Origin of the sequence: Methanomicrobium antiquum (assembly GCF_029633915.1) — an archaeon.
In the GTDB taxonomy this organism is placed as follows: Archaea; Halobacteriota; Methanomicrobia; order Methanomicrobiales; family Methanomicrobiaceae; genus Methanomicrobium; species Methanomicrobium antiquum.
The window spans coordinates 463,602-480,997 of sequence record NZ_CP091092.1; the positions used below are offsets into that span (position 1 = coordinate 463,602).

Annotated in this window: 19 protein-coding genes; 13 read left to right on the top strand and 6 right to left on the bottom strand. The window is 42.0% G+C overall.

Annotated elements, in window-relative coordinates; translation table 11 throughout:
- The first annotated feature begins 115 nt into the window (after positions 1-115).
- The 5 genes from L1994_RS02280 (at position 116) to L1994_RS02300 (ending at position 5,723) form a co-directional block, all read left to right on the top strand.
- Positions 116-715, top strand: coding sequence for a thiamine-phosphate synthase family protein (locus tag L1994_RS02280; protein WP_278100077.1), 600 nt, complete (start codon positions 116-118; stop codon positions 713-715).
- Positions 712-1,749, top strand: coding sequence for an AIR synthase family protein (locus L1994_RS02285; protein WP_278100078.1), 1,038 nt, complete (start codon positions 712-714; stop codon positions 1,747-1,749). The genes L1994_RS02280 and L1994_RS02285 overlap by 4 nt, the downstream gene beginning before the upstream one ends.
- A 158-nt stretch (positions 1,750-1,907) precedes the next feature.
- On the top strand, positions 1,908-2,795 hold the full coding sequence (locus L1994_RS02290) for a nitrogenase iron protein NifH (protein WP_278100079.1): 888 nt from the start codon (positions 1,908-1,910) through the stop codon (positions 2,793-2,795).
- Positions 2,796-2,812: 17 nt separating this feature from the next.
- On the top strand, positions 2,813-4,366 hold the full coding sequence (locus L1994_RS02295) for a nitrogenase component 1 (protein ID WP_278100080.1): 1,554 nt from the start codon (positions 2,813-2,815) through the stop codon (positions 4,364-4,366).
- A gap of 1 nt (position 4,367) precedes the next feature.
- Positions 4,368-5,723, top strand: coding sequence for a nitrogenase component 1 (locus L1994_RS02300; protein ID WP_278100081.1), 1,356 nt, complete (start codon positions 4,368-4,370; stop codon positions 5,721-5,723).
- 429 nt (positions 5,724-6,152) lie between these two features.
- On the opposite strand, the gene L1994_RS02305 is transcribed toward L1994_RS02300, so the two are convergent.
- Positions 6,153-6,434, bottom strand: coding sequence for a winged helix-turn-helix transcriptional regulator (locus tag L1994_RS02305; RefSeq protein WP_278100082.1), 282 nt, complete (start codon positions 6,432-6,434; stop codon positions 6,153-6,155).
- 479 nt (positions 6,435-6,913) lie between these two features.
- On the opposite strand from L1994_RS02305, the gene L1994_RS02310 reads away from it, so the two are divergent.
- The gene (locus L1994_RS02310) at positions 6,914-7,375 is read left to right on the top strand and encodes a type II toxin-antitoxin system HicB family antitoxin (protein WP_278100083.1); all 462 of its coding nucleotides are present in this window, start codon (positions 6,914-6,916) and stop codon (positions 7,373-7,375) included.
- A gap of 43 nt (positions 7,376-7,418) precedes the next feature.
- Here L1994_RS02310 and L1994_RS02315 read toward each other — a convergent pair whose 3' ends face one another.
- Positions 7,419-7,643: a type II toxin-antitoxin system HicA family toxin gene (locus L1994_RS02315; RefSeq protein WP_278100084.1), complete on the bottom strand. Its 225-nt coding sequence runs from the start codon at positions 7,641-7,643 to the stop codon at positions 7,419-7,421.
- A 3-nt stretch (positions 7,644-7,646) separates the two neighbouring features.
- Entirely contained in the window at positions 7,647-7,859 is a 213-nt protein-coding gene (locus L1994_RS02320) for a type II toxin-antitoxin system HicB family antitoxin (RefSeq protein ID WP_278100085.1), read from the bottom strand.
- 468 nt (positions 7,860-8,327) lie between these two features.
- Between L1994_RS02320 and L1994_RS02325 the strand changes: the two genes are divergently transcribed.
- The 6 genes from L1994_RS02325 (at position 8,328) to L1994_RS02350 (ending at position 15,782) form a co-directional block, all read left to right on the top strand.
- Complete coding sequence (locus L1994_RS02325) at positions 8,328-10,601, top strand: PAS domain-containing response regulator (protein ID WP_278100086.1); 2,274 nt, start codon at positions 8,328-8,330, stop codon at positions 10,599-10,601.
- 2 nt (positions 10,602-10,603) lie between these two features.
- The gene (locus L1994_RS02330; protein WP_278100087.1) at positions 10,604-11,206 is read left to right on the top strand and encodes a response regulator; all 603 of its coding nucleotides are present in this window, start codon (positions 10,604-10,606) and stop codon (positions 11,204-11,206) included.
- Positions 11,207-11,810: 604 nt separating this feature from the next.
- On the top strand, positions 11,811-12,068 hold the full coding sequence (locus tag L1994_RS02335; protein WP_278100088.1) for a hypothetical protein: 258 nt from the start codon (positions 11,811-11,813) through the stop codon (positions 12,066-12,068).
- On the top strand, positions 12,069-12,347 hold the full coding sequence (locus L1994_RS02340; protein ID WP_278100089.1) for a hypothetical protein: 279 nt from the start codon (positions 12,069-12,071) through the stop codon (positions 12,345-12,347).
- Positions 12,340-12,699, top strand: a complete 360-nt coding sequence (locus L1994_RS02345) for a hypothetical protein (protein ID WP_278100090.1) — start codon at positions 12,340-12,342, stop codon at positions 12,697-12,699. Before L1994_RS02340 ends, L1994_RS02345 begins: the two co-directional genes overlap by 8 nt.
- Positions 12,700-12,758: 59 nt before the next feature.
- Positions 12,759-15,782, top strand: coding sequence for a hypothetical protein (locus L1994_RS02350; RefSeq protein ID WP_278100791.1), 3,024 nt, complete (start codon positions 12,759-12,761; stop codon positions 15,780-15,782).
- Between the two features lie 18 nt (positions 15,783-15,800).
- On the opposite strand, the gene L1994_RS02355 is transcribed toward L1994_RS02350, so the two are convergent.
- From L1994_RS02355 to L1994_RS02365, 3 genes are all read right to left on the bottom strand, one after another.
- Positions 15,801-16,184, bottom strand: coding sequence for a DUF3467 domain-containing protein (locus tag L1994_RS02355; protein WP_004078595.1), 384 nt, complete (start codon positions 16,182-16,184; stop codon positions 15,801-15,803).
- A gap of 2 nt (positions 16,185-16,186) precedes the next feature.
- Positions 16,187-16,675, bottom strand: coding sequence for a hypothetical protein (locus tag L1994_RS02360; protein WP_278100091.1), 489 nt, complete (start codon positions 16,673-16,675; stop codon positions 16,187-16,189).
- Between the two features lie 68 nt (positions 16,676-16,743).
- Entirely contained in the window at positions 16,744-17,046 is a 303-nt protein-coding gene (locus tag L1994_RS02365; protein ID WP_278100092.1) for a hypothetical protein, read from the bottom strand.
- Positions 17,047-17,132: 86 nt separating this feature from the next.
- Between L1994_RS02365 and L1994_RS11915 the strand changes: the two genes are divergently transcribed.
- The gene (locus L1994_RS11915; protein WP_422656655.1) at positions 17,133-17,279 is read left to right on the top strand and encodes a DeoR family transcriptional regulator; all 147 of its coding nucleotides are present in this window, start codon (positions 17,133-17,135) and stop codon (positions 17,277-17,279) included.
- Positions 17,280-17,396: the final 117 nt, after the last annotated feature.

The following is a 17,396-nucleotide window of genomic DNA, read 5'->3' on the forward strand; positions in this document are numbered from 1 at the left end:
ATGCATATTTTTTAACTGACATTATTCTGATTTAAAAAAAGAAGTTTGTGAAAAAAAATTGCAAAATACTGATAAAACAGTTTGTTATGGAGATTAATTACAGGAGATATATGATATGACAGAGAACAATCAGGATGAATTAATAGAGATGTCTGGCCGGATGCACATTGCTCTTGAGATGCTTGAATCATGTAAGAATTTTGCTTTTTTAATTCCGGAAGTCAGGTCAAATCTGGTGTATGCAAAAGAAAAGTCAGAGAACCCCCGTGATGTGCTCGCTATTGACGGAAGAATTACTGTGGTTGACGGGATGCCTAAGGCGGCAGGAAAACCACGGTTTGGTACATCAAGTCATATGGCGCGCCTTATGCTTGAAATAAGAAAGACAAAGCCATCAATAAGGGCAGGAATCGACTTTGCCAATGACCCGGACATTGCAAAATGGCTTGAGGGCTACTGCCGGCATAATGGCCTGGTATTCAGCGTCATTGACAGAAGTCACGAGCCGGACGAGATAAAAGAGGCTGAGGGAGCATCCATGCCATGGAAAGTGGCTGAGGCTGTCCGTGCTGCGGGCGGCAGGGTTCCGGATATATTCTATGAAACCGGTGCGGTTGGAAAAGAGCCTGTTACTGTACTTATTGGAGAAGACCCGATTTCTGTTGTCGGGGAGATGCTCTCTATTGCACATTCTTACAGGAGAGATATAATATGAAAATAGGAAAAATTAATCCTGAACTTTTTTCATCGGTTCTAAAGAACAAACTTGGAAAATGGAGTGAAAATGTCATAGTCCCTCCGGCTCCGGGAATAGATGCAGGTGTTATTGACATAGGAGACGGGAAGGTTTTAATTATCGCAGAGGACCCTGTATTTGCAATCCCGGGTCAGCCGCTTGAGATGTTTGGGTGGTATTCAGTGCACATAGGCGCAAGTGATATTGCTGTAATGGGTGTTGCTCCGCAGTATATGACATATAGTCTTTTAATGCCGCCTGAATTCTCAGAAGAGGATTTTAAGACAGTTGTTGATTCCATTCATAATACTGCAGCTGATCTCGGGATTGCAATTGTCGGAGGCCATACTGGACATTATCCGGGATTTGCAGCCCCTACAATAGGAGGTATTACAGTATTTGCAATAACAACAAAAGACAGTTATATAACACCTGCAGGTGCAAAGCCGGGAGATGCTGTAATCCTCACAAAAGGGCCGGCTGTTGAAACCACAGGAATTCTTTCTGTCCTTCGGGAAAAAGACCTCCTTAAAAGACATCCACTCTCTCTGATAAAAAAAGCACAGGAGATGGTTAAAGAGATGTCCGTTGTTCGTGATGCACAAATAGCAATGGCAGCAGGAGGTATCACCGCAATGCATGATGCTACAGAAGGAGGTGTTATTGGAGGTCTTTTTGAGATTGCACAGGCAAGTGGTGTCGGCATGGAGATAGACGAGTCATTATTCATTTATCCGGATGAGATAAGGATGGTATGTGAATTTTTTAACTTAGACCCGGTTGCAGCAATTGCTGAAGGATCACTTCTGATTACAGTGAAAGAAAAACACGCAGATGGATTAATTGAAAAACTTAAAGAAAATAACATTCCTGCATCAGTAATTGGAATTTTAACTGAGGATATGACTAAAAAAACAATCAAAAGAAGAGACGGAAGAACAGAGCCTCTTTTAATGCCGGAGCAGGACCCATTCTGGCCGGTTTTCTTTGAAAGTGTCAAAAATCAGGATTAACCCATTTTCTTTAACATTACCAAAGCTTCAGGTTGTTTTCTCCTTGTGGTATTTATTGCCGCAAAAACCCTTTTTTTTACAGATTCGTGACACTTTTAGCCTTTAAACCCGTCATTATATTGTTTTAGACTAACCTTGTATTCACAAAAGGAGGTTACATGACACAAGCACGAAATATTGCCATATACGGTAAAGGAGGCATTGGAAAATCAACAACAACCTCAAACATAAGTGCTGCACTTGCCGATATGGGAAAACGCGTCATCCAGATTGGATGTGATCCAAAAAGCGATTCAACCAACAATCTTCGTAGAGGACGCTCAATCCCAACTGTTCTTGACGCTATCAGGAGCGGCAAGAAAATAGAGACTGAAGATATTGTCCATGAAGGATTTGGAGGTGTTTTATGTATTGAAGCCGGAGGGCCCGAACCCGGTGTCGGCTGTGCAGGCCGTGGAATTATTGCCGCCATTGAACTTTTAAAGCAGAAAAAAATCTTTGAGGAGTTCAATCCTGATGTGGTTTTATATGACGTTTTAGGAGATGTTGTCTGTGGAGGATTTTCTGTTCCTATTCGTGAAGGTGTAGCCGAGCAGGTATATACAGTAACATCTGCTGATTTTATGGCAGTTTACGCTGCAAACAACCTGTTTAAAGGAATTAAAAAATATGCAAACAATGGTGGGGCACTCTTCTCCGGAATCATTGCAAACTCAGTGATACTTCCGGTTCACAGAGAGATAATAGATGATTTCGCGGACAAAACCGGCGCAACAATTGCAGAGTACGTTCCGCGTTCGGAAACAATTACAAGGAGTGAACTAAGAGGACAGACAGCTGTTGAGTATGATCCTGATTCTGAACAGGCAGAAGTTTACAGAAACCTGGCAAGAGCAATACTTAAAAATCAGGAGAAATACGTCCCGGCACCTCTTGAAGCAGAGGAATTAAAAGGATGGGCTGAGTCCTGGTCCGACAGACTTCTTATAAAAAAAGAGGAAGAGACAGGAGTTAAAACCCCATCAGATGCTCTTACTGCAACATAGAATAAAAGAGGCCAGACATGACATTTAACACACAGGAAGAAGCAGATAAAGCTCTTTATGAAAAAAAAATTGATCTCTTTCAAAAAACATGTCCAAACCGTGAACAGCGTGCAAACGGGATTAATATTTTTTATGGAAAAGCAAGTGAACTGGTTGATAAAGCAAAGGCTGGTTGTCTTAAAAATCACGAACGTGGATTTGCACAGTCGTCCGGCTGTACACTAAATTTTTATCTGTCTGTTCGTGTAGGCACAATCAGGGATGCTGTAACTATCTTTCACGCACCGGTCGGATGTTCATCATCTGCCCTTGGATATCGGGAATTATTCCGTCACGTACCTGTTGAATTAGGACGTCCGGCAGAGTTTGATCTCCACTGGATGACTACAAACCTGCGTGAGAAAGATGTTGTATACGGAGCAGGCGATAAACTTAAAAAAGCAATATATGAAGCACAAAAAAGGTATGATCCAAAAGCCATCTTTATCCTGACTTCCTGTACAACAGGAATCATCGGAGAGGATATAGAAGGTGCAGTGTCTGATGTTCAGCCAAATATAAAGGCTAAAATTGTTCCGATCCACTGTGAAGGAGTTCGCTCAAGACTTGTCCAGACAGGATATGATGCCTTCTGGCATGCCATAATGAAATACCTTGTGAAAAAGCCGGAACAAAAGCAAAAAGACCTTGTGAATGTTGCAAGCATGCTCTCATATACCTGGCAGGATCGTCTTGAAATACAGCGCCTGCTCGGCAAAATTGGGCTTCGTGCAAATTTAATACCGGAGTTTGCATCTGTTGAACAGTTTGAGCAGTTATCAGAAGCTGCGGTGACTGCACCTCTATGTGCGACATATACAGATTATCTTTCACGCGGGCTTGAACAGGAATATGGAGTTCCGTACTTTATGTATCCTTCACCGATGGGAATTAGCAATACCGATGAATGGCTGAGGCAAATAGGAAAATACACAGATAAGGCTGCCGAGGTTGAGGAACTTATAAAAGAAGAGCACAAGGTATGGAAACCAAAACTTAAGGTAATAAGAGGAGAATTTGACAGGATTGCCAAAGAAAAAGGAAGTAAAGTCAGTGTCCTTGGCTCTCTGGGTCAGGGACGTCTTCTTGCACAGATGCCATTCTTTGATGAACTGGGGCTGTCTGCTCCTGCTGCCATGTCGCAGGATTATGACAATTTAATACTTGAAGACCTTGAAGCTGTAATTTCCCGGGTAGGAGATTTTGATCTTTTAGTCAATACATTCCAGGCTGCAGAACAATCACATATAACAAACAAGCTTGATCCTGATCTGACGCTTACCTGTCCGTTTCAGGGAGGGGCATACAAAAGGAATAAAGGCTCTACCCGAATCCATGCTCTTCGCGGAGATGCGCATCCATGGAGTACACAGACCGGATATTCAGGATCTGTTGCTTATGGCAATTTCCTGCTCCAGGCACTCAAAAGTGAATCATTTCAGAAAACACTTAAAGAAAAAACCAAAGACAGCTACCGTGACTGGTGGTTTAAACAGGCAAATCCACTCTATTACATGAAACAGGAGCTATAAAATGACTGATGCAAAAGCAAAAACATTCCAGGAACCAGAAGAGCTATTCGAGCATTCAGCAATTGAAGCTCCACGTTTTTCCTGTGCACTGGGAGGTGCCCTTGGGACAGCATTAGGAATTTATGGAGTTGTTCCAATCCTCCACTCAGGTGCAGGTTGTGGTATCGGCCAGCTGTTCGGGCAGTTGTATGCCGGCGGCCAGAATGCCGGCGGCCCTCAGGGAGGAACAAGCACTCCCTGTTCCTCTCTTGTTGAACATCATGTAGTATTTGGCGGAGAAGAGAAATTAAGGAATCTTATCAGTGCAAGCACTGAGCTTATGGAAGGAGACATCTATGCTGTCATCAATGGTTGTGTTCCATCACTTATAGGTGATGATGTAAATGCTGTTGTCAAAGAGTTTAGGGGAAATAATGACATATTTTTCGTAAAATCATCAGGGTTTACCGGGAATTCTTATGAAGGATATGAACTCTTCTTTGAAGGGCTGATAAATGATCTCTTAAAGCCTGCAGATAAAATTGAAGAAAAAACAGTTAATATATTTGGAATCGTTCCCTATCAACATATCTTCTGGAAAGGTGATGCAAGAACAATCAAGAACCTTCTTGAAGAGATTGGCATAAAGGCTAACGTATTTCTGGCAGAATTTGACGGACCAGAGCAGCTTAAAAATATTCCTTTGGCAGAGTACAATATTGTTCTTTCAACGTGGAATGGTCACAGGGTTGCCAGACTTCTGGAAGATAAATTTAAAACACCCTATATCACCTTCCCATCAGTGCCTGTGGGACCAAAACAGACCTCAAATTTTCTGCGTAAAGTCGCAGGATTATTTAATATCTCAGAAGAACTTGTTGAAGAGGTTATCAGAAAAGAGGAACAAAGAATTTACAGATTCATAGAATACGGCGGGGATGCACATATGATGGTCAGACCACATCCGTTCTTTGCAGTGGTAGCAGATTCAGGAACAGCAATTGGAATTTCAGGATTTCTAATAAATGAGCTGGGTTATCTGCCGGATATTGTTCAGATAACCGATGATCCGCCAGAAGAGATAAGAGAGGAAATTGTTAGAAATCTGACAGAAGGACTACAAACTCCTCTCACACCAGAAGTTATCTTTGAGACAGACTCACACATAATCAGGCAGAATCTAAAAGACAGACCATTTATGTTTCTGTTTGGAAGTTCCCTTGAGGCTCCCACTGCTCTTGCAAATTATGGAGCAATTCCCATAACAGTGGCATTTCCCGCTTTGAACAGACTCGTATTAAACCGGACATATTCGGGCTATGAAGGGGCACTGACACTTTTTGAAGAGGTGATAAGCTCATTTGTAGGACCGCTCTGAGATTAATACAGATCTAAAGAAATCTGCACTAACAAGAATATCAACCTCAATTTTCTTTTGAATCTGTTTTTTTACATATCAGATGAATTTATGCTAAATCCAAAATGATCCGTCCTCTATTTTTTTAAAGAGGTAGTATTAAAAAAAGTAATAAAAAGTGTTCGGAACTGCATCCCGAGACACTGAACATTTAGCTGCTTTAAAGGCCATTATTGAACTTAATTTCACCTCAATCAGCTATAGTATCATAGCATGTAATCCTGATTTTTAAAAAAAAGTCTGACTGAAAACTTAAATAAATTTGATGAAAAGCGTTCATGAAATTATCATTTCATGCACGGTTTCATGTAAGTTACGAAGTAACTTTCATAGCAAATTGAATATAAATCTATATTCAACAACAAATAAACAAAATAATTTCTTTATGCATCATGCAACAATAACCTCTTTTGACGATAAATTCAACCCGTAAAGACTCTGTCTGGCATCAATAAAATAATGCTTTTCAATCAGGAGATCCTCATCCTTAAGCCTTTTTATGGCATAACGAACAGTTCTTGAGGGAAGTGTCGTCTCAGAAATCAGATCTTTCTGGGTAAGATTTCCATTCAGTTCAAGTGTCTTGTATACAAGCTTTACAGACGGAGGGAGATGACCGATATTGCGGTTTTTCTCCTCATTCTTTTGGGTTTTTACTACAAAAACGATCACTCATAGTCTAATCAACCAATATAATATTAAAATTCACAATTGTTAAGTCTTACTACTCATTTTTATTTACATAAAATTTAATGCAGGGAGTGATTATTTGAAAAATATGCTAAATTTTGACTTTGTAGAAAACCAGATTCACATTTTTTAAGCAACATATTCTGAAGAATTATCCCATTTTTTTATTTCCTTAAGCTGATTATAATATCTCCTTGAACGCTGAGTATCTCCATATTTCCTTTAATCATTTAAAAAGCGCATTCTAAGAGATTTCTTTGTCCGTATTTTTATAGATCAGGATTGTCAAACATCTCAAATGGATATTTTCCGGATTGGCTGATGAATCAGATATTGTTCCCGGAATAAAAAAAAATTCAGGTTATTTATACATATTTGTGCCCCTCACCTGAATTCTCACATACCTGATTAAAAAAAACCGATAATGAAAAACTCTTACGCCTGACCTGAGAACTTTCGCAGTGATTCGGGCTGAACCTGAAATTCAGGGAATTACCGCTGCACTCATCAGAGGATCAGGAATTGTGATAGTCATGGGAAAATATGGTTGTGGTTTTTTGGTTTTAGGAAGGAGGCGTGAGGGGGTGAAAGTTGAGATTTTCCCAGGTTCTTTTGCAAAGAATAGAAAAGCACAAAAATTCTTCTGGTTCCTGAGGAATTTTTATGTTATAGTGAGATATATTATTACAAAATACGGGAGAGATAAAATTATGCAAAAACAGCTGACAGCCATTATTGAAAAGGAGGGCGATGGCTATGTCTCATTCTGCCCGGAATACGACATTGCAAGCCAGGGCGGGACAGTAGAAGAAGCCCGAAATAACCTTCATGAGGCCTTGGAGCTCTTTTTTGAAACCGCATTTCGGCAGGAGATACAGTCACGGTTCCACGGGGAAATTTACATCACACGGATGGATGTTTAATCTGGCTAAACTTTATCAGCATTTTTATTTCAGGTTTTTAAAACTATAATAAATTTAAAAATTCGTCTCTTGTAAGTCCTGCCTGCCTGATGATGCTGTTTATTGTTCCTTTTGAAATTTCTTTGTGGTTTGGAATAGTAAGCCTTCGATAGGGTTCTTTATCCTGCCTCAGGATAATATGACTCCCGGTCTGATGGTCGATATTATAACCTGTTTTATTAAGTGCCTTTATTACTTCAAGGTAAGATAATACAGGTAATTTTGGCATATATCAGGCAGTTATCTCTACAGTTTCTTCATATATTGACGGAGGGATTGGTTCATTATGCTTCTTTAAGCTTTCAAGGTACCCTTTTGCAGCGTCTTTTATATTTTCAAGTGCTTCGGTTCTGGTTTTTCCCTGAGATATGCAGCCCGGAAGGGACGGGCATTCGGCGACAAAGATTCCATCTTCGTCCATTTCTATGATAACTCTGAATTTCATATGTTCTTATCTCACCTGTTTTGAGTTTTCAACTTAATATGTGTTTAAGCTTTTTCCGGTAAGGTATTATTACGATTTCTGAAATAAAAAATATGTTATGCGGGCATTAAGGGTCTGTGTTATACATCTGACTGTTCTCATTATTTCATTCAGTTAGGAGCTGAAGGTGGAGAGGAATAAATTCTCTTTTTTTTAACGGCCGTTTTTCGGCGTATAAAACCCCGGCATGAAAAACCTGCACGACGGACCTGAGAACTTTTTGCAGCTACAAGGGCTGCACCTGCGATTCCGGGGATTACCGCTGCACTCAGTTATTGGATCGGGAAGTGTGATAGTCATGGGAAAATATGGTTGGGGTTTTTTGGTTTTTAGGAGGGAGGCGTGAGGTATGAAAGTAGGACAATAGTAAATGAGGAGGACTATTTTTTATAAATTCAATACTATTAGTTTTATGAGGGCCTGCTTCTGATGAAAGGAGATAAAATAAACGATAAATATGCTGTGACCGGTAGTGAAGGAAAACTATCTGTCTTTTACATAGATGACGATCCTTTATTTCTAAAAACAGGGAAAACATTTCTTGAACATAGCGGGGATTTCGCGGTTACAATCTGTGGAAATGCAGCGGATGCGGCAGAATTAATGTCAACAAAATCTTTTGACGCAATCATATCAGATTTCCGGTTAAAAGAATGTGATTGTCTACACTTACTCCGCAATTTCCGTGAAAAAGGGGACAATACACCATTTATCATCTTCACAGGAAAAGGTCACGAGGACGCCGTCATTGAGGCACTCAACAGTGGTGCTGATTTTTATCTTCAGAAGAAGGGCGATCCGAAAGCAGAGTTTGCTGAACTCTCCGGCAGAATAAAATTCGTGGTTTCAAAAAGCAGGAGTGAAACTTTGATCAAGTCCTTTTTTTATTCGCATTCTGATCTGATGTTTGTCAAGGATGAGAAACTGAGATATATTATCACAAATGATGCAGTCCAGAATTTTTTCGGGCGTTCTAAAAAGGAGATGCTCTATAAGACAGATTCTGACCTGATGAATCCGGATTCTGCCAGGAAATGCCTTGAATCGGATGAAAAAACCCTTCAAACAGGAAAAAAGGTAATATCTGAAGAGATTGTCGGCGACCGGATTTTTGAAACAATAAAATTTCCTCTTGAAATTGCCGATAAAAAAACAGGAGTGGGGGGAGTTATCAGGGATATTACTGACCGGATAAGGGCCGGAGAGAGTCTTAAAAAGATAGAGGATTTAAACCGTCATATTATCGACGCCATCCCGGACATTCTAATCCGCTGCAAAAGGGATGGAACAATAACTGATATCAGGGCACCGGATGAGAGGCTTCTGCTTGCGCCCAAATCAGAGAGCCTTGGCAGGGTTTTAACTGAGGTAATTCCGGGAGAACTCGGAGTCTTTTTGATGAAAAAAACACGGTCCGCACTGGATACAAAAGAAATGGAGAGGGTTGAATATGCCCTTACTCTTCCCAAAGGGCTCTCATATTATGAAGCATGCATAATACCGTACCTTGAGGATGAGGTAATAGCACTTATCCGGGACATAACTGATCGCAGAAAAGCCGAGGAAGAACTCAAAAGAAAGAATGAAGAGCTTGCAGCCGCAGAAGAGGAGCTCAGACAGCAGCTTGATGAAATCGTGCAAGGTCAGGAGATGCTTAAGGAAAATGAGGCTTATATCAGGACTGTGCTTGACAATATACCCGTTGGAATTGCTGTTAACTCAGTAAAACCGGAAGTGAACTTTGAATATTTCAACCAGAATTTTCTGAATTATTACCATATAACAGCAGAAGAGCTTGAGAAACCTGATTCATTCTGGGATATTGTCTATAAGGACCCGATTTTCAGGGAAGAGATCAAAAAAAGGGTTTTAAAAGACTGTGAAAGCGGAGATCCTGAAAAGATGCACTGGGAGGAGATTCCAATAACCCGTGCAGGAGAAGAGACCACTTTTATCAATGCGAGAAATATACCGCTCCCCAAAAAAGGCATGGTGATCTCAATGGTCTGGGATGTGACGGATCAGAAAAATACGCAGGATGAAATTAAACGTGAAAAGGAACTTTTCCTGCGGACATTTGAGTCAATTCAGGATGCTGCTTTCGTCGTTGATGGCTACCCCGGCTCTATTCAGGCAGTAAATGAGGCAGCCATATCATTATTCGGCTACAGCCGAAAGGAGATGACAGGACAGACGACAGATTTCCTGCATGTTGATAATGCGTCACTTAAGAGTTTTCACAGTCATGTCTCCCCTTATCTAAAAAAGCATGAGCCGGTCCCCCGGTTTGAATTTCTGATGAAGCGAAAAGACGGCACCATATTTCCAACCGAACATTCAGTAACTCCTTTATATGATTCGGCAGGAAATCTTACAGGACGGGTTTCAATAATACGTGACATAACTGAGAGAGTAGAGGCGGAGAATCGTGAAAAAGCAGCTTTGACTCAGATAGAGGAGAATTTAGAGCAGCTTGCAACCTTAAATGATCAGATCAGAAACCCGCTTGCTGTTATTGCCGGAATTGTGGATCTTAAATGCCCTGAATCATCTGAAAAAATATTTGAGCAGGTCAGAATAATTAATGATATAATCTCGATGCTTGATGCCGGATGGGTTCGGTCAAAAAAGGTCTGGGATTTTTTAAAGGGTAATTATGGGATTGGTATAGAGGATACAGAGAACAAAATGGAGGAGAGATAAAAATGAAAGATATTCTGCTGGTAGATGACACTGCCGATATCCTCTGTCTTTATAGGGAATTGTTAGAGAATAGGGGTTTTTCTGTAAGGCTGGCGGATAATGGTAGTGATGCCTTAAAAGTCCTTGCAGAGAAGACACCGGATCTTGTAATTCTTGATATAATGATGGAGCCAATGAGCGGATGGGAGGTCCTTAGTCTGATACGGAATAATATCCACACCAAAAATGTTCCTGTCATTGTCCTCACCGGAAAGATTCCTCTTCCACAGGAGATTATTGGTTATGAGGGGCTTTTGAACGGATTTGCTATGAAGCCTCTCCGTATGAAAGAATTTGAGGGACTTATCAGCGGATTTTTTGCTGAAGAGAATGATATTGCGAAAAAGTGTGAAAATGCCCGAAAGTCCGGTGCAGATGAGGCAGTTGTGAGTGAATATGCCCGGCTTTGTAATAATGTCCGGGTACTTCGTAAGATGCTTGACTGTCTTTACAAGGTGATGAAGACGGATTCATCGATAGAGGATAAAGGGGAACTCTCCGAAATAGTCAGGCTTTTGGATGCGAAAAGAGCACGTCTCTCTGAGCTTGAGATAATTCTAAACTGAATTTTTTTTATTCTGTAAAATAAGATAATCTGTACATTTAATGGAAAATAGGATTTTTTAGTTAATTGTTTTATTTAAATGTCTTTACAAAGCTAAAATTGTAATTCGCTGACAAATCAAAATCAAAACGTTTATTTGCTCCCTAACCTACCTCTGATTAGTCAGTTTCGCCTTATCACCCCCCCCAAATATGATAAGGACGGAGTGGCTATCTTATTTCCCCCCATTTTATTTAAAGAAAATTGTTATACTTGTTCAATATACTAAATCTGAAAGTAAGATAGGATACTTTCTAATAATTTTCAGGCATTATGTAAAAAAGAAACCGGTTTTTATTGTTTACTGATTTTTTAAAATAGATAAAAAACCGAACTTTTGTGAATTCAATAATAATATGCAATTATTATCTTCTGATCTCACCTCCAGACTCCCCCCCTAAACTTTAAATCCTCCAACAAAGACAGAATAATTGTGCGTTGGGAAATGCCGGGAAAAGTGACGACCGGGATTTTAAAATTCTTTTAGTGATGACCAGATCCCCGCGGATTTTCTAAACGACACACAAACGAACAGCTGGAAAAAATCATCAGAATTAGGTGAGACCATGCAGAAAAAACCGAGAAAAGTAACAAAGGAAGACATCGAAGCCTTTGAAAAGCAGTATCCCGCTTATGGAAAAATAGGCAAAGTAATGCTTGAAGCTGGCATCTGGTGTCTTGTAGAATCGAGAGAGGAAAAGACAGACGAAAAAGGCGGCAGCCAGACCCGAAATAATTATCACAGCACCCCAGGCCCGACCGCCAAAATAAATCTGTCTGTAAAAAAGATAAATCATCCCATCCCTGCCGGGGTGAAGAACTAAATGGCAGCCGGAAAAGATTCTGCACAGGCTGACGGGGCGACTGTCAAAACTGCCGCTGCAACAACAGAGAAAAGCTCCAGAGTTTACCCGCTTTATCTGATACCTCAGGCTCTATCTGAAGAGATTCACCAGAAAGGCGACAGTATTGAAACAATCTCTGTTAAACGAACGGCCGGACACTCATACAAAATTGAGACCGAATTCAGGGTGAAAACAGAAGTCAAAAGCACAGAACCCGCTGCCGGAGAAACTGCCGGAGGAGATGGCGGCGATGAATGAACTCTCCTGCGGAACAATCCGCACCGGAATTAAGGGAAGGCTTGATATTTTTATCGAAGATGAACAGTTCTACGTTACATCCGAAGATGTTAAAAGCCTCATCTTCTACGGAAGATCAGCCCCGGTTCTAAAAACCTGCACTGAAAAGAAGGACGAATGGGCAGAGATATTCGCAACCGGAATCAAAGGCCACGTCACTCTTAACATGGCCGGAAGGGCGGTCCACTTTGTGACAACAAAGGGCACATACATAATTCCGCTCTTCTCACTCCAGAAGGTTGCAAGGGGAGAGGCGGTATCCGCACCGCTCTTTCAGATAATGCCGGATATCAGGGGAGGTGTGTTCCTTTGAACGAAAATTCCCCCGACTCCGGTAACGGCAATCATAATCCGGAGAAGAAAGGAGCAGCGGTGATAGAGAAGACACTTTCAGTTCTTTTTGAGCCTGAAAGTGTAATTGAAGTCCGGGCAATAGGTGATTTTGCAGCCCACAGCGGATACTTCGACGACCACAGCCTTCTCGCAGCCAAAGCGTGGATGGTGGGAAGACTCAGCGATGTCTCCGGCGTATATGTCACACTAAACGAGATAAACCCGGACCTTCTTTCACGGCGTGCTAACAGAATCAGAATGAAACTCTCAAAGAAAGATGCGACAACGGCCGACTCCGATATAATCAGAAGAAGATGGCTGCCGGTTGATCTTGACCCGGTAAGGCCGAGCGGAGTTTCATCATCTGATGCCGAACATAAACTTGCACTGGAAAAGGCTGCTTCTATCAGGGAATGGCTCTCCGAAGAGGGATTTTCCGAGCCGGTCTTAGCCGATTCCGGAAACGGAGCACACCTTCTTTACAGAATCGACCTTGAAAACAATCAGGAATCAGCGGAGCTTGTAAAGCGGTGTCTTGAGATGCTTGATACATTCTTTTCAGACACTTCTGTCTGTGTCGATACCGCCAACTTCAACGCTGCCAGAATCTGGAAGCTCTACGGAACAAAATCAAAGAAAGGCGATGACACAAAAAAACGCCCGCACAGAACTTCAAAGATAGTGTCGGCGCCGGATATTCCGGAGATAGTTCCGGCCGAAACCCTGAAGAGACTTGCAGCACTTTTGCCTGAAGAGCCTGCTGAAGCCCGGATAAAACCATCCGGGAAAAGCCGGAATGATAACGGATTTGGAAACAATGCCGGAAAAGGTATTGTTCTTGGCGAATGGCTCCGGGACAACGGTATCGAAATAAAGACTGTCAAACCCTGGAATGGCGGGACCATGTACACTCTCTATGAATGCCCTTTCTCAGACGAACACAAAGACGGTGCGTTTGCAATCCAGTTTGAGTCCGGCGCAATCTTTGCCGGATGCCATCACAACTCATGCGGGAGCGGAGTGCAGCGGTGGCCGGAACTCCGGGCAATGTATGAGGGAGAAAAAAGGAGAGGATCTTTTCCCGGGAAGAAGTCCGCTGCTCACGAAGGCAGAAGAGAGAAGACAATAAACTCTCTTAAAAAGTCCAGCAGCGGAGGCGGTCTGAAATCAGGTTTTTCCGATGAAATAAGAGAGAAGGCAGCCGAAGTTCTCAGGACCGGAGATCCCCTTTCATACATGCTTGACGTTTTTGAAAAGTTCCATGTCGGTGACAGGATTGTGGCAGAATGCCTGATAATGTCGGTTGCGTCGCAGTCGGTAGAGAACACAAAAGGCCTGCATGTATCTGTATCCGGAAATTCCGGCAAGGGAAAGTCGCACGCCTGCAACTCAATGCTGAAATTAATTCCGGAGGATTACCATCTTTCTGGAACGGTGAGTGATAAGGCACTGTACTATAACCCCGACCTTCGGCCCGGAACTGTCTTTTTATTCGATGATGTCAGTCTTTCAGAGGATCTTCAGGAGGTCCTCAAGTCTGCGACTGCAAACTTCTGCGACAGAATCGAGCACCAGACGCTGACGACCGACAGGCAGCTTAAGATATGCAGCATCCCGGAGAGGTGTGTCTGGTGGCTTGCGAAGGTTGAGACGGTCGGCGATGATCAGGTGATGAACAGAATGCTGACGACATGGATTGATGATTCCGCTGAGCAGGACGAGAGAGTCCTTCTGCACATAAGAAAGACCGAAGCCTCGGAGAACATCACAGTCACTGAACCGGAGGAGGCTGAGGTCTGCCGCTGTATGTGGTCGATGTTAAAGGAGGAGAATGTCTATGTCTCAATTCCATATGCCGAGAAAGTGCAGTTTTCAAGCTCGGCAAACAGGCGTAATCCGGCGATTCTATTCGACCTGATTAAGTGCCATGCCCTTTTATTCAGAATGCAGCGAGAGAGTTTCGGCGATAGTGACGGGCAGGATTCCGGTTCCGGCTCTGAAAACCTGCCTGCAATCCGGGCAGACCTCGATGATTTCCGGGAAGCTGCAAGAATTTATGCACAGATTAACGGCGTAAGCGGCGGACAGGAGACGAAGCTCTCAAGGAATGAGGCCGCTGCCTTAAACACCATCTGCAAAATGGGCTGGGATGTTCTCACCATAAGGATGCTCCAGGACGCGATGGGGCTTTCATACCATCAGGCGAGAAGAATTTTCCAGGGCTACACCAACGGAGGAAGCTCATATTCCGGCCTTTTGGAGAAGTGTCCGGCGATAAGCTATATTGATGCGACAGTCTCCCAGGAGATGGACGGCTGCATGGTCCGGAGACGTGAGAGCCGGTTTTCATTCAGCCATGAGATTTATCACAAGTGGAATTCGGGAAGTCTTGTCTGGATTGATGATGACGCCGTCTCCGGCGATGATGGCGATGATGAGTCCGGCGGTGAATGCGGGCCTGATGATAAAAAAGAGCCGGGGGGTGATACCTCCCCGGACAAAACTTCGGATGTTTGCACAGTTGCACCTTCTTTGCAGCGTGTTTGCACCGGTTTAGTGCAAACCAAAAGCCCGCCGTTCTGCGAGGCATCTTCTATTCCTAGTACAGATGATGAAATGCTTCTCTCTAATAATAGTAGTTTGCACCAAAATTCCGGAGCGGAGAAGACATACGCTGCACTGTCTTCGCCGTCTTCTTCTGTTCGTGTTTTTCCTGCAAGTGCAATCAAGAATGAAAAAGGACATTTTAGTCTGGCAAATTCCAAAAGGGCTGAGGATATCTCTCTTTACGGATGCACATCCAAAGTGCATGATGGTGCAAACCAGTGTAAAAGTGCATATCTGCCAGGTGTCTCATCCGGTGCCGGTAAGGGTTTCACGCTGCCGCTGCCGGGCGTTATGTGTGCAGCGGATTTTGAGAGGGTTTCGGTTGATCTCGGCCGGTGCGGTCTTTGTGATGAGGGAAAAGCTTTGTTTAGGTCTGGTGATCTGAAGCTTTCGATCTGTGAGAAGTGTTATGGGAGGCTTCTCCGGGAGGAGAATGGGGGGAAGGGAGTTGTTTAGAAAAAAAAGAATAAATTTTTAAAGTTTATTTCTGGTAGTTGCCTGCTGCACTTTTGTTGATATCTTAGGTTCCGTTTTATCCTCAGGCGTATAAAATTCCATTCCACCATCTGAATGGACCGTCTTTAATATTCCGTCAAGGGCTTTAGAGAGTTTTTGGGCCGCCGAGTGAGACATATAAATTCTTGTGCCTTTTATGTGCATCTTTCCATCCTCTCTTTTTATTCCAGGCATCTCAAGAAAATCAATATACAGATCCCTGTGGGTTGCCTGTACATATGCAAGATTAGAATAAGCACTGGAAGAAATATCGGTCATTAGATCTTCTTTTTTGTACTTGTACATTTCACCGACATCTATTGTCATTGATTCGGTATCTGCGGTTTTAGTATTCTTTGTCATATTTATGCAACCCCTGCAAATTTCTTGAAATTATTGTTATCGACACTCACAATTCCCGGAATTGATTCCCAGTTCTCAACATTTGCGATTGCCTTTGGTTCATATTTTTCTCTGAGCACTGAATTGTAATAACCGTTGACTGCCATATTCATGCATTGTGTTCCGTCACGATCATCCAGCATTGCATATGCCAGAAATGAAAGCGCTGCAAATTTTTTGGACTCGACTCTGACTCTGTACACCGGGTGTTTTTCATCACCTTTTTTCTCTATAAGGCCAAGGAGTAATAATTTTTTAAGAGCATTATAGATAGATCTTTCAGATTTTCCAGTAATGTCCTCCAGATATTTTGGGCGATAATCCATCGTAGGGTCTGCAACAAGTTCTTCAACAACTTTTGCAATGACTGTATCGCCAAACAAACCGCCGTATGGCTCATCAAGGTACATCTCTTCTTCTGAAGATATTATTGGCAAGTCCTCTTTTGTCATCTTCCATCTCCTGCACTTATTGTATATGGTAGAGATATATTAAATAATTGCTGATATCCCTTAATTTTTTACAGTGGTTTCCAATGCCTGTGGTGAGGAACTTCAAGATCATAATATGTCATCCATTGATCAGCCCATACTGTATCAACAAGTTTTATTACCTTATTTCCATTCCCTGTTAGCCCAATTAGAACTTTTTCCTCACCAACCTGCTTTATGAAATCTTTTGCAGTGAACCCGTTTTCCTGACATTTTCGTTCACAGTCTTTTGCCCTTACCATCGCCCCTCTTTTTTTCAACCATCCGAGAAAAACGGCCCCTTCAAAAGAGGGATCAGGTCCTTTTGGATAGCCATCATATTGATCTAACATATATTCCGTTAATTTTAATCTTTTTTAGCTGATGATTAAATTTTCTCAGGAAATTGTACGATTGAAAAATAGCTGCTGAATACGTTATTGAAAAAGGTGAAATTTCAAATAAAGTCTACCAGGAATTGAATTCTGTTTCAAAGACTACAGCAATTAGAGATCTAAATGAGCTTGTATCATCAGGAGTTCTCAAACGGACTGATGTAGGTAAATCGATCATTTATAAGCAATAACCATGATCGGTTTGCGAACCATTTGCGATTCATTTACATCTCATACACACATCAAAGAAACTTCATAAAATCAGATTAAACCATTTTTACGCCTTTTTTACGAAACATTTACGAAAC